We start from the raw sequence: 12,563 nt of genomic DNA, 5'->3' as shown, positions 1-12,563 counted from the left end.
CCCGCGGCGCATTGCCGTCAATTCAGGCTATCTGCTGATCGCCTACATCGTAGAGGCCTTGCTCAGCATCATCGTTCTCTCGCTGGCCGCGCGCTACCTGAGCCAGGCCGGGTTTGGTCGCTACGGCTACGTCATCTCGTTCATCGAACTGTTCATCATGCTCACCGAGCTGAGCAACTCGCGTGTGCTGGTGCGCGAGATAGCCAGCGATCAGGCTCACGCACGCCAGCACCTGGCCGGGGTGTGGACCTTGCGCTGGGTGCTTTCGCTGGTGATGGTCGTTGCTGTGCTGATCGCGGCGCAGGGTCATTATGCGAACCCCCAGTTGTGGTGGGCCATTCTCTTTTTTTGCGGTCGGCCAGGTTTTCTCCAATCTGACCGAGGTGTTCACCGCCGTCTTTCGCGCCTACCAGCAGATGCAATACCAGGCCTTCACCGTCATCTTTGGCCAGGCGCTCATCGTGCTCTTTACTTTCGTCGCCATCGGGCTGGACTGGGGATTGGCCGGGTTGTTTGGGGCGCGCCTTGTCGCCAACCTGCTGCGCCTGGTGGCCGGCTGGTATCTCAGCCGCAGGCGGTTCATCAGAGAAGCGGTCAGTACCGACTGGCGCAGCATGTGGTATCTGCTGAAGGAGTCTTTTCCGCTCGGTATCAACATGTTCGTGCGTCGTTTCATCTGGCGCGGCGGCATCGTCATGCTGACCACCATCCTCAATGCGCAGGCGCCGGGGCAAGGCGATCTGGCTGCCGGCCTGCTCTATGGCCCGATTCGCCTGGTGGAGCAGATGCGCATCGTGCCGGCGGCCCTCATCGGCGCTATTCTACCGGTTTTTGCTCAGCAGGCGCGCCTGCAGCCGCAGAAGTTTAGAAAGACACTCGCGCAGAGCCTCAAGCTCTTCATCGCGATCAGTCTCTTGCTGGCGGTGCTGATGACCACCCTGGCGCAGCAGATTACCGACCTGGTGTTGGGGCGCGGTCTGGCCGGCGCCTCCGCCATTCTGGCCGTCTTCGGCTGGATCATCCTTTTCACCTTCTCCAATCAGTTCTACGAAGCCGCGCTGTTAGCCGTTGGCCGCCAGTGGGTGGTGGCAATCGGCCTCGGCATCGGCTTTGCCCTGGGCGCCGCCGCCACCTGGTTCTACCTGGTGCCGATGTTTGCCGCGGTGGGCGTGGCCTACGGCATCATGCTCTCCGAAGGCGTCGTCTTCGTCATCAGCACGATCGCCCTGCTGCCTTACCTGGACAAGCGTGAGATGGGCCTGGTCACGCTCAAGATCGCCCTGGCCGGCGCCATGACCGGCGCTTCTCTCTCATTCTTCCAGCACGGGTCCATGTTCTTCACGGCTCCTCTCGGCGCGCTGGTCTACATCGTGACGCTACTCGTGCTGCGCACCTTCAGCCCCCAGGAACTGGAAGCCGCCGTCGCCATGGTGACGTTCCACAAGCGCCTGCGCTGGATTCGCCGCCGGCTGTTCAAGCTCGATGCGCAGGGGATGATGCAGGGGGGAGAGGTCAGAGATCAGGGATCAGAGATCAGAGATCAGGTGTTCGTGGAAGGCGAACAATCTCCGGTCTCCGGTCTCCAATCTCCGGTCTCCGGTCTCCGGTCCCCAATCTCCGGTCTCCGGTCCCCAATCTCCGGTCTCCGGTCCCCAATCTCCGGTCTCCGTCCTCGTCATCGGCCTGGACGGGGCGACTTGGGATTTGCTCAATCCGATGATCGCGGCCGGGTGGCTGCCGAACCTGGCGCGGCTGGTGGCTGAAGGAACCAGCGCGCCGCTGCGGTCTACGCTGCCGCCGTTGACCGCGCCGGCCTGGAGCAGTTTCATGACCGGGCTGAATCCGGGTCGGCATGGCGTTTTTGCCTTTCAGCGCGCGCTCAACCGTGACCTGGAGCGCACTTTTGTCAACGCCACCGCCATTCAGGCGCCGCTGCTGTGGGAGCGACTGAGCGGCCACGGCCTGCGCGTGGGCGTGCTCAACGTGCCGCTGACCTACCCTGTGCGCCCGGTCAACGGCTGGCTGGTCAGCGGCATGATGACGCCATCCGAAGAGAGCGACTTTACCTATCCGCCTGAGCTGGCGCCCCTGCTGCGCGCCCGCCATTATGTCATTGACCTGCGCGTGCTCAAGCAGGAACGAGATTACCGGGCGCCAGAGCAGCGCCTGGCCCTGGTCAACGACCTGCGCCGCACGCTGGAGGATCGTCAGGCTGCGCTGGAAGAGGTGCTTCTGCCCCAGGGCGGCGATTTCATCATGGTGGTGTACGAGACGCCAGACCGCTTGCAGCATTGGACCTGGCGCTACCTTGACGATCTGCTGAGCCTGTCCGGGCCGCAACCGTTCGAGCGCACGCCGATTCATGACGCGGTGGAGGAGGCTTACCGGGCCGTTGATGCCGCGCTTGGGCGCACCCTGGCGAGGGCTGCCGGGCCGGAGACGCGGGTCTTCATGCTGTCGGATCATGGTTTTGGCTCGCGTCACACCCGTGTGCATATGGATCAATGGCTGGCGAACCAGGGCTGGCTGACTTATGCCACCGGCAAGGCCGATGTGCGCAAGCGGCTGAAGCAGTACATGGGCTGGATCAAGCGTTTTCTGCCGCGCGGTCTGCTGTTGCGCGGACGCCGCGCGTTTGCCGTCAACCGCATCATTGATTGGGCGCACACGCGGGCCTACTCCGGCGTCGCCTCCGAGTACGCTATCTACATCAACCGCCGCGACCGTGAACCCTACGGCATCGTGGCCGACGCCGATGTGGCTGCCCTGCGCCGCGAGATCAAGGCGCGCCTGCTCGAGCTGGTTGATCCGCGGCAGGGGCAGCGCGTGGTTCGGGCGGTGTACGATCGCGAGGAGTTCTATCAAGGGCCGTTCACCGACCAGGCCCCGGACATCGTCTACGAGCTGGCGCCCGGCTATGAGCCAACGTCGGAAGTGTCGCCGGGGCGCCTCTTCACCGACGTGACCGCCGAGGGCGAGGGTATGCACCAGCCGGACGGCATCTTCCTGGCCTGGGGGCCGGACATTGCAGCGCAGCGGCTAGGCCCTGAGCTGGGACTGGCCGACCTGACGCCCACCATTTTGTACAGCCTGGGCCTGCCCGTGCCGCAGGGGCTGGATGGCCGTGTGGTGAGGGAGATTTTCACCGCGGCGTACCAGGCCGAACATCCCATCAACCTGGGCGCGGAGACCGAGACGGCGATCGAACCGCGCCAGCAGGTCTACTCCACAGACGATGAAGCGCTGATCGCAGAAAAACTAAAAAGTCTAGGATACCTGGACTAATGTGGAGGCGTGGTATGAGTACTTCAAGCGATAACGGTCAGGTGACTCCTCAGGCAACAGGTGTTCGTATTGCCGGCAATCTACTACGGATTGGCCTGAATGACGGGCGTGAGTTGAAGGTATGGATAGACCAGGCGCCCTGGTTGAAATGGTTGTCTGGTGCCACTCCCGATCAACAAGAGCGCTGGTCAATTGAGCCGCAAGGATTCGCTGTTTATTGGGAAGACCTGGATGACGGCGTTGAGATAAGCCATTTACTGGAGATGGCCTCCGCAAATAACGCAACCATCGAACTTTCATTGCCTCCGCCTGGGGGTGGGGCTGAGTATGAGCGACATGTTTCGTCTTGATGCCGGGCGTGTGCAGACCGGACGCCTGCGCCGCCTGGGCCGCTTGGCCGGGCCGCTGGCGCGCTACCAGCGCTGGAATTGGGCCTGGCGCCTGGAGATCGCCCTGCGCTACCAGCCGATCGCCGACGCGCTGGCTGACCGGCCGGCGGGGCTGCGCATCCTGGATGTCGGCTGCGGCAGCAAGGGCGGCGTCACGTCCTATGTACCTCGTCCGGCGTTCGGCGTGGATGTCACCTTCGACCGCGAACGCCTGCAAGACCACCCCCTGCTGACCGCGGTCGTGGCTTCGGGCGCGGCCCTGCCTTTTGCCGATGACAGCCTGGATGTCGTGCTTTGCCTGGATACGCTGGAACATCTGACGCCCGCCGCGTGGTGATGGAGATGGCGGGTGGCTGGACGGCCTGCTGATCGTGGGCGCGCCGTGCGGCGAAGCGGCGCGCGCGGCCGAGGAGGAAATTGCGCTGGCATTCACCCGCCAGACCGGCCGCGTTCATCCGAAGCTGGGCGAGCACCTGGAGCACGCCATGTGGTCTGCGGCCGACTTGCAGGCGCTGGTTGAAGAGGCCGCCGCCGCTGGCTCGGCTGCCAATGTCAACATCCAGGCCTGGCCTCGGCCTGGCGCGCTGCCAGGTCTATCAGCGCCCTTGCAGCCAGTTTATCCCTGGCTGGCGTCGCGCCTGCATCAGGCGCCGACCTACCGGAAGATCGTTTTCTGCCAGCCTGGCCGCTGATGGCCTGGCGGCTGACCTTTGATTGTGCAAACGATGAATAGCTCAACTTTGTCAACAACTGCAAGCAGCGCCCGTCGGGTCGTCGTGATCGGACTCGACGGCGCCACCTTTGATCTGATTCAACCCTGGGTCGCGCAAGGCCATTTGCCCACGTTGGCCCGACTGCTGCGCACAAGCGCCTGGGCGCCGCTGGAATCGGTGCTGCACCCTTTCACCGCGCAGGCCTGGACTTCGATGGTCACCGGCGCCAACCAGGGTAAGCATCGCATCTTTGATTTTTGGGAGCGCGACTTCAGCACCTACGGCTTTCGCCTGACCAATGCCAGCTTCCGCGCCTTGCCCGCGCTGTGGACGCTGCTCAGCCAGGCGGGGCGCCGAGTCATCGTGCTCAACGTGCCCATGACCTATCCGCCGGAAAAGGTCAACGGCGTGCTGGTCTCCGGCTGGGATACGCCGGGCATGGGCGCGGCCTTCACCTACCCGTTGGCGCTCAAGGCCGAGTTGCCCGCGCTTTCCGGCGGGCAGCCCTACGTGATCGTGCCGGACGACTGGAAATACAGCACGGCTCAGCGCGGGGACATGGTCATGGCCGAGCTGCTGCGCGAGATTGACGTGCGCTTTACCGTTGTCACCAACCTGATGGCGCGTGAGCCGTGGGACTTGACCTTCTTCGTGGTCAGCGCGCTCGATGGCGCGGCCCATTTCCTGTGGAAATACCACGACCCCAGCCATCCGCTCTACGATCCGGCGGTCAACGCACAGATGTTCACTGAAGACCCGCTGCTGCAAGTTTACCAGCGCGCCGATCAACGCCTGGGCGAATTCCTGGCAACCCTGCCCCCCGATGTGCATGTGCTGGTCGTCTCCGACCACGGCGAGGGCGCGCTGGAGGATGTCGAGATTCATCTGAACCTGTGGCTGGCGCAGCAGGGCTTGCTGACGCTGCGCACGCGGGGCAGCCACCGTTCGCCGGGCGGCACGCTCAAATGGCTGGCCGCCAAGTTGGTGGATCGTGGCAAACACGCGCTGTACGGCCGCGTGTCGTTCAGCACCTTGTCCCGGCTGCGCCATCTGTGGCCGGACAAGCTGCGCGTCACGCTGGGCGAAGAGTCGTTTTTCCCTGGGGTGGACTGGGCGCACACGCTGGCCTATTCGGAAGAGGTGCGCGGCAATATCTGGATCAACCTCAAGGGGCGTGATCCGCAGGGCGTCGTCACGCCGGGCGCCGAGTATGAGGCCCTGCGCTCGCGCATCATCAGCGAGCTGCAAGACCTGCGCGATCCAACCACGGGTCAGCGCCTGGTACACCGCGTCTGGCGCCGCGAGGAGCGCTTCAGCGGACCGTTCAGCGAACGCCTGCCCGACCTGCTGGTGGAGGCCGCGTACCCTGACCTGTTCCGTCCCCGCGGCGCCTATACCGGCCGCGAACCGGTGCGTCATCTGACTGTGGAGGAGATGAGCCGCCGGCGCATCACCGGCTGTCACCGCGCCAACGGCATCTTTTTTGCCCACGGGCCGGCCGTGCAACCGGATCTGCCCCTGGCGCCGGCCAGCATCCTGGATGTAGCGCCCACCGTGCTCTACCTGCTGGGCGAGCCGGCGCCAGGCTGGATGGATGGCCGCGTGCTGACGGAGATGCTGACGCCGGCAGCGCTGGCTGCGCAGCCGGTCGAAACCAGGCCACAGGCGCCACCGCCGGTCAACCCCGCTGACGGCGCCGGCGGCGCAGTGCAAGGCTACGACGAAGCCGAAGCCCAGGAAGTGACCGACCGCCTGGCGGGATTGGGGTATCTGTGAGGGGTCTCCGGTCTCCGGTCTCCAATCTCCAATCTCCAATCTCCGGTGTGAGGGATGAAGAGTGATCAAAGCATACCGATCTGAAGCGCCGCTCTTTTACATTGGCGGGCTGGTGCTGGCGATGGGGCTGGCAGGGTTGATGCTGGTTTCGCCGTTCGCGGGGCTGGCGTTGGTGTTTGCCGCGCTGATGATTACGCTGGCCTGGCTGCGGCCGTTCTATCTGCTGGTGCTGCTGATCCTGGGCTTGCCGTTTCACGTCTTCGCCAGCCGGGCAATGGTCGGCTTGTTCAACGTGTCGCAGGGCGCCGTGGAACTGTTCGCCTTCTGGAAAGAAGGCGTGATGGCGCTGCTGATCGGCGTCCTGCTCCTGCGGCGCCTGTTCGGCCAGGATCGCTTCAAGGTCAGGCTCTATCCGTTCGATCTGGGCCTGGCGTGCATTGCGTTGCTGATGGGCGCGTATATCCTGGTCGGCCCGCTCTTGAACGTGGGCATCTATGGCTTCCGCAACTACCTGGAACCGCTGGTGATCTTCTATCTCCTGCGCACCGTGCCGGTCAGCCCGCGGCAGTTGCGCTTCCTGGTGCTGGCGATGCTCGCTGTCTTGGTCGTGATGGCGCTGGTAGGCATCTACCAGGTGGCCTTCTGGAATTTCAATGACCTTTACAACTGGGGCTTTCGCGAGGCCGACGGTACCATCCCGAATGCGTTCTATACCGCCGAGGTGGAACGCCAGCCACACTTGCGCGCCATTGGCACCGTGACCAGCCCCAACGAGCTGGGCTTGATGTTGGTGCTGGCCATTGCCCTCGCCCTGGTGTTCGCCCTGCAGTCGCAGCGCCCCCTGTGGCAGCGCGCCGCCTTGCTGACGATCAGCGCGGTCTGCGGCGTGGCGGTGCTCCTCACCTACTCGCGCAGTTCACTGGTGGGCCTGCTGAGCATGGTGGCCGCGCTGGCCGTGCTGGAAATCGGCCTGCGCAACCTGGCGCCGGCGCTGCGCTATGCCTTGCGCAGTCCTGGCACGATCCTTGCGCTCATCGCCCTCGCGGCGCTCCTGGTCATCGGCGCCGAACGGGTGGGTTTGGCGGCGCGCATCACCCGCGGCATCAACCTGAACGACCCCTCAGCCGTCGGCCACCTGGCCTCGTACGAGGCTTCGATCCCCTTCATCCTCGATCATCCCCTCGGCATCGGCACCGGCATGGCCGGCCCGCGCGCGCTCAAGTTTTCGGACAAGATCAAAATCGAGCACGTGGAAAGCTCATGGCTGCAGATGATGATGGAGATTGGCATTCCCGGTGCCTTGTTTACCCTGACCATCTATCTCATGATGGTCTGGACCCTGCGCGCCGAACGCCGGCGTTGGGGCGGCGCGTACGATTCGTCAGTCCTGGCGCGGGCGCTGCCTGGCATGAGCCATCCGGCTGTCGTTGCCGCGGACAACCGCGACCCAACGGCGCCGGTGCTCGATCCCTTCTTCGCCGCGGTCAGCATCGCCGGCCAGGCCACCTGGCTGGGCGCGATGGTGGCCTTCACCTTCTTGCCCCTCATGCAGGAGCTGCAGTTGATGGGCTATTTGTGGATTGTGGCCGCCATCCCGCTGGTGGCGGTGCGCGAACGGTGAGCGCGGCCATGCCTGACACGAGCGCGATCGCAACCGTCATTCTCAACTGGAATGGCCGTGACACCACGCTGACCTGCGTGCAGACCCTGCTCGACTGCGGCCAGTCGGCGGCCAGCGTGATCGTCGTGGACAACGGCTCGACCGATGACTCGGTGGCCGCGCTGCGGGCGCGCTTTCCCAGCCTGACCGTGTTGGCCGCTGGCGAAAACCTGGGCTTTGCCCGCGGCAACAACCTGGGCGTGCGTCATGCGCTGAGCACCCTGGCGCCGGAACTGATCTTCCTGCTCAACAACGACGCCCTCATCAACACCGATACGCTGCCGCGCCTGCACGCGGCCCTGGCCCTCGATGCGCAGGCCGGCGCGGCCGTGCCCAAGATCTACTTTGGCGATGGCCGGCGCCTGTGGTATGCCGGCGGTCACATGGATTGGGGGATCGGCACGGGCGTGCATCAGCACAAGGGCGCGTCCGACCACGGTCAGGCGGACACCGCGGGTGTGGTTGACTTTGCGCCGGGCTGTGCGCTGCTCCTGCGCCGCGAGGTCATCGAACCAGCGGGCGTGTTCGATGAGCGCTATTTCTTCATGGGCGAGGATGTGGACCTCAGCCTGCGCCTGACGCGGGCCGGGCGTCCGCTGCGCTACGTGCCCGGCGCGACCGTCGTACACCAGGTTGGCGCCAGTTCATCACGCCAGGGCCAGCCCTTCATCTGGTATCACATGACCCGCAACCGCCTGCTGACCGTCAGCAAACACGCGACGCCAGGGCAGAAACTGCGCTTTTTCAGCTATTGGCCGCTGCTGTGGGCTTTCAAGGCCGGCCAATTCGCCCTGGCTGGCAACCCCGCCATTGCCCAGGCCATCGGCCGCGGCGTGCGCGACTTCCAGCGCGGGACGTTCGGGCGGGGATGAAGGAATAAGGAATGCTTGACGCTTCTCTTGAGCGGTGATAGAATCGAGCCAGAAACGCTGATCGGCTGTACTTCCAGGAGATTTCGACATGACTGTGCGAACACTTGACCGCGTACCACGACCTTCCCCATCGCCCCTGCGCCCTTTGCGGGGGCCGGCAATGATACCGCCGCTGAATGCCGGCGATCGTTTGACGCGACCGGAATTCGAGCGCCGTTACCAGGCCCATCCCGAACTCAACAAGGCTGAACTCATCGAAGGAGTCGTCCATATGCCATCGCCTGTTCATTTCGCTCTACACGGCAAACCCCATGTGGCTATTATTGCCTGGCTGGCGCTCTACTGTGCCGCAACCCCCGGTGTGGTCGGCGCCGACAATACGACGGTGCGGCTGGACTACGAGAATGTCGTTCAGCCTGACGCGCTCTTGCGCCTGGAGTCGGCCCTGGGCGGCCGCTCGCACGTGACCGAAGATGACTATCTCGCCGGCCCCCCGGAACTGGTGGTGGAGATTGCCGCCAGCAGCGCTTCGTACGATTTGCACAACAAACACCGCGTCTACGCGGCCAACGCCGTGCCCGAATACCTGGTGGCTCAGGCCTACGAACAGCGTGTAGACTGGTTCGTATTGCGCGAAGGCGTCTACGAGCCGTTGCAGCCCGACGCCGATGGCATCCTGCGCAGCGAGGTGTTTCCAGGACTCTGGTTGCCCGCGGATGCGCTGTGGGCCGGCGACCTGGCGACGATGCTGGCAGTCGTGCAGCAGGGCCTGGCTTCCCCGGAGCATGCAAGTTACGTCGCCGGCCTGCGTGCGCGCCAACCCAGGCCATAATCTGCAAGTTTTCCAGCACTGAGTCTGTATTCCTCCCGAGAAACAACAATGACCACTACACGTCGTACAACTGGCAATGATGCGGGCAAAGTCATTATCACGCCTGCCTTCGACGAACCCTTGCCGGAGTTCAATGAACTAATCATGTCATCTTCACCAAACCGTATTCTGATCATCGGCCTCGACGCGGCCACATTCTGGTTGATTGACCCCTGGATGCAGGAGCAGAAGCTGCCCACCCTGGCCCGTATCCAGGCGCAAGGCGCACGCGCGGAGCTGCGTTCCAGCATCCCCTACGTCAGCGGGCCGGCCTGGGTCTCCTTTGCCACCGGCAAAAACCCCGGCAAGCATGGCTACTTCGATTTTGCGCGGCGCAAGCCCGGCGACTATGGCGTCGAACTGGTCAACGCCGCCCATGTCATGGCGCCCACCCTCTGGCAGCTCCTGAGTGAGGCCGGTCAGCGCGTGGCGGTTATGAACTGCCCGGTAACCTATCCACCCAAACCGGTCAACGGTGTGCTGGTCGGCGACATGCTGACGCCCAGCCCCAAGAGCCAGTTCACCTACCCGCCGGAGTTGCGCGAGGAGCTGTACGCGGCCGTGCCCGACTATCTGATCGAATCGGCCGAGGCCAGCGCCGACCGCGTGGCGACTAAAGCGACGGTCGCGGCCAATGTGCGCCAGGGCACCACCAACCGTGCGCTGGCGACGCGCTTCCTGATGGAAAAAGTACCGGATTGGGACTTCATGCACGTGGTCTACTCCGAGACCGATCGCATCATGACCTACCTCTGGGATGACATGGACTCCAGCCATCCCCGACACGACCCCGCGTTGGCCGGCCGCTTTGGCGGCGAGATCGAGCACCACTACCGCCAGGCGGACGCCATCCTGGGCGACCTGCTGCGTGATGTCGTGGAGCCTGACGGCAACACCATCCTCTTCGTCATGTCCGATCACGGCTTTGGCGGCGTTCATCGCTTTTTCTATCCCAACGTCTGGCTGCAGCAGGAAGGCTACCTGGCGCTCAAGGGCGGGCGCGGCAGCGCGGGCGCGCAGGCCATCCGCGGCGTGCGCAGCCTGCTCAAGTCGCTGGGCCTGGCCCACCTGGCGCGCCAGACCCTGCGCCGCCTGCTGCCCGGTTGGGGCACGGCCGGCAAACTGCGCGAATTCGCCTTCACCAGCTCCGTGGACTGGAGCCAGACGCGCGCGTTCTGGGCGTCGGACAACGGCGTCACCCTCAACGTGCGCGGGCGTGAGCCGGCCGGCATCGTCGCGCCCGGCGCGGAATATGAGGCGCTGCGCGAGGAGATCAAGGCCCGGCTGCTGGCCCTGCGCGAACCGCAGACGGGCGAGCGGGTCGTGGCGGAAGTCTGGAAGCGCGAAGAAATTTACAGCGGCCCGTATGTGGACTGGAGCCCGGACCTGCGCGTCATCTGGCAAGAGTACCCGGAGCAGAAGCGCACCCATTTCAGCGCCGGCGAGCCGTGGGCCGACGCGGCCTTTGCCTACGCCGGGCAGACCGGCGACCACGCACGCGACGGCATTCTCTACGCGTTTGGCCCCGGCGTGCGGCAAGGCGTGCGCCTGCCGCGGCTGAGCATCATGGACCTGGCGCCCACGGTTCTGTGGCTGCGCGGCCTGCCCGTGCCGGAGGACATGGACGGCCGCGTCCTGACCGACCTGTTCGAGCCAGACTTCGTCGCCGGCCATCCCGTGCTGCACGGCGCGGCCACCGGCAGCCTGACGCCCGCGGCCGCCGCTGAACTTTCGGCCGAGGACGAAGAAGCCCTCGCCGACCGTCTGCGCGGCCTGGGTTACATCGGATGACCCCCCCCCCCCCCCCCCCCCCCCCCCCCCCCCCCCCCCCCCCCCCCCCGCCCCCGGTCCCCGGTCACCCTGACATCGCCATTGATGCGCACATGGTCGGTGAGCGCGAGACCGGCAATGAGACCTACACCCTCAGCCTGATCCGGGCGCTGCTGGCCCTGCCGCCGGAAGAGCGCCGCGGGATGGATTTCGTGCTCTACGCGACGCAACCGGAGCGCCTGCGCCTGCGCCTGGATCCCAACCCTGCCGCGCCGATTCGCCGCATCTGGCCCGCATCATCGCTGCTGCGCATTCCCTTCGCCATGCCCGCGGCCACCCTGGCTGACCGCGCGAGCCTGCTGCACGTCAACTACGTCGCGCCGCCCGTCGGTAGCTGCCCACACGTCGTCACCGTGCATGACATCTCGTATGACCTCTACCCGGCCTTTTTCTCCCCGCGCGACCGCTGGATGCTCAAGACGCTGGTGCCGTTGACGATGCGCCGCGCCGCGGCCATCATCACCGTGTCGCAACACGCCAAGCAGGAGATCATGGCACGCTACGGCCTGCCCGCGGACAAAATTGCCGTCACCTACGAGGCGGCCGGCGAGCAGTTCCGGCCTGTGACCGATGCGGCTGCGCGCCTGGCGCTGCGCCAACGGCTCGGCCTGCCGGCCCAGGCGCCCTATTTCCTGGCCCTGGGCAACTTGCAGCCGCGCAAGAACATCGGCCGCCTGCTCGAAGCCTTTGCCCTGGCGCGCCAAAGCGCTGAACTGGCCGCCACCTGCCTGGTGATCGCGGGCAAGGCGCTCTGGCGCGAATCGGAGATTTACGCCACCGTGCAACAGGCCGGTCTGACGGACGCGGTCCATTTTCCAGGCTATGTGGATGACGCCGACCTACCGGCGCTCTACAGCGACGCCCTGGCCTTCGTCTATCCGTCGCTCTACGAAGGCTTTGGCCTGCCGCCCCTGGAAGCGATGGCCTGCGGCACGCCGGTCATCTGCGCCAACGCGGCCTCGCTGCCCGAAGTGGTGGGCGACGCCGCGCTGACCGTCCCCCCGACGGATGTGGGCGCGCTGGCGCACGCGCTGCGCCAGGTCGCCGGTGCGCCTGAGCTGCGCCAGCAGTTGCGCCAGCGGGGACACGCACGCGCCGCGCAGTTTACCTGGCGCCGCTGCGCGCAGGAGACGCTGGAAATCTACCGGCGGGCCAGGACGGGCTAAC

General features: G+C 65.3%; 12 protein-coding genes. 11 read left to right on the top strand and 1 reads right to left on the bottom strand.

Annotation, left to right across the window (positions count from 1 at the left end; all coding sequences use genetic code 11):
- Positions 1-22 precede the first annotated feature (22 nt).
- Entirely contained in the window at positions 23-310 is a 288-nt protein-coding gene (locus IPF85_RS25915; RefSeq protein WP_343410942.1) for a hypothetical protein, read from the bottom strand.
- 1 nt (position 311) lies between these two features.
- On the opposite strand from IPF85_RS25915, the gene IPF85_RS25910 reads away from it, so the two are divergent.
- From IPF85_RS25910 to IPF85_RS25860, 11 genes are all read left to right on the top strand, one after another.
- Positions 312-1,763: a polysaccharide biosynthesis C-terminal domain-containing protein gene (locus IPF85_RS25910; protein WP_343410941.1), complete on the top strand. Its 1,452-nt coding sequence runs from the start codon at positions 312-314 to the stop codon at positions 1,761-1,763.
- Complete coding sequence (locus tag IPF85_RS25905; protein ID WP_343410940.1) at positions 1,705-3,285, top strand: alkaline phosphatase family protein; 1,581 nt, start codon at positions 1,705-1,707, stop codon at positions 3,283-3,285. Before IPF85_RS25910 ends, IPF85_RS25905 begins: the two co-directional genes overlap by 59 nt.
- A gap of 14 nt (positions 3,286-3,299) precedes the next feature.
- Positions 3,300-3,635, top strand: coding sequence for a DUF2442 domain-containing protein (locus IPF85_RS25900; RefSeq protein ID WP_343410939.1), 336 nt, complete (start codon positions 3,300-3,302; stop codon positions 3,633-3,635).
- Positions 3,622-4,011, top strand: coding sequence for a class I SAM-dependent methyltransferase (locus tag IPF85_RS25895; protein WP_343410938.1), 390 nt, complete (start codon positions 3,622-3,624; stop codon positions 4,009-4,011). The genes IPF85_RS25900 and IPF85_RS25895 overlap by 14 nt, the downstream gene beginning before the upstream one ends.
- A gap of 34 nt (positions 4,012-4,045) precedes the next feature.
- A complete protein-coding gene (locus IPF85_RS25890; RefSeq protein ID WP_343410937.1) occupies positions 4,046-4,366 on the top strand; it encodes a hypothetical protein in 321 nt (106 codons plus the stop codon).
- Between the two features lie 48 nt (positions 4,367-4,414).
- Positions 4,415-6,163 (top strand): alkaline phosphatase family protein, encoded by a 1,749-nt coding sequence (locus IPF85_RS25885; RefSeq protein ID WP_343410936.1) that lies wholly within the window; start codon positions 4,415-4,417, stop codon positions 6,161-6,163.
- Between the two features lie 61 nt (positions 6,164-6,224).
- On the top strand, positions 6,225-7,784 hold the full coding sequence (locus IPF85_RS25880) for an O-antigen ligase family protein (RefSeq protein WP_343410935.1): 1,560 nt from the start codon (positions 6,225-6,227) through the stop codon (positions 7,782-7,784).
- A gap of 8 nt (positions 7,785-7,792) precedes the next feature.
- Entirely contained in the window at positions 7,793-8,695 is a 903-nt protein-coding gene (locus IPF85_RS25875; protein ID WP_343410934.1) for a glycosyltransferase family 2 protein, read from the top strand.
- Between the two features lie 160 nt (positions 8,696-8,855).
- On the top strand, positions 8,856-9,527 hold the full coding sequence (locus IPF85_RS25870; protein ID WP_343411102.1) for a Uma2 family endonuclease: 672 nt from the start codon (positions 8,856-8,858) through the stop codon (positions 9,525-9,527).
- Positions 9,528-9,671: 144 nt separating this feature from the next.
- Positions 9,672-11,357, top strand: a complete 1,686-nt coding sequence (locus IPF85_RS25865; RefSeq protein WP_343410933.1) for an alkaline phosphatase family protein — start codon at positions 9,672-9,674, stop codon at positions 11,355-11,357.
- A gap of 92 nt (positions 11,358-11,449) precedes the next feature.
- Positions 11,450-12,562, top strand: a complete 1,113-nt coding sequence (locus IPF85_RS25860) for a glycosyltransferase family 1 protein (protein WP_343410932.1) — start codon at positions 11,450-11,452, stop codon at positions 12,560-12,562.
- Position 12,563: the final 1 nt, after the last annotated feature.

Origin of the sequence: Candidatus Amarolinea dominans (genome assembly GCF_016704685.1) — a bacterium.
GTDB classification, from domain to species: Bacteria; Chloroflexota; Anaerolineae; order SSC4; family Amarolineaceae; genus Amarolinea; species Amarolinea dominans.
This window is presented reverse-complemented; position numbering and strand designations above follow the sequence as displayed.

Excerpts from the sequence above, each read along its gene's own strand:
- IPF85_RS25915 (WP_343410942.1), bottom strand. The coding sequence starts at position 310 with ATGACCCTGCGCCGCGATCAGCACAGCAACGACCATCACCAGCGAAAG.
- IPF85_RS25910 (WP_343410941.1), top strand. The coding sequence starts at position 312 with ATGCGAACCCCCAGTTGTGGTGGGCCATTCTCTTTTTTTGCGGTCGGC.
- IPF85_RS25900 (WP_343410939.1), top strand. The coding sequence starts at position 3,300 with ATGAGTACTTCAAGCGATAACGGTCAGGTGACTCCTCAGGCAACAGGT.
- IPF85_RS25895 (WP_343410938.1), top strand. The coding sequence starts at position 3,622 with ATGTTTCGTCTTGATGCCGGGCGTGTGCAGACCGGACGCCTGCGCCGC.
- IPF85_RS25875 (WP_343410934.1), top strand. The coding sequence starts at position 7,793 with ATGCCTGACACGAGCGCGATCGCAACCGTCATTCTCAACTGGAATGGC.
- IPF85_RS25870 (WP_343411102.1), top strand. The coding sequence starts at position 8,856 with ATGATACCGCCGCTGAATGCCGGCGATCGTTTGACGCGACCGGAATTC.
- IPF85_RS25865 (WP_343410933.1), top strand. The coding sequence starts at position 9,672 with ATGTCATCTTCACCAAACCGTATTCTGATCATCGGCCTCGACGCGGCC.
- IPF85_RS25860 (WP_343410932.1), top strand. The coding sequence starts at position 11,450 with ATGGTCGGTGAGCGCGAGACCGGCAATGAGACCTACACCCTCAGCCTG.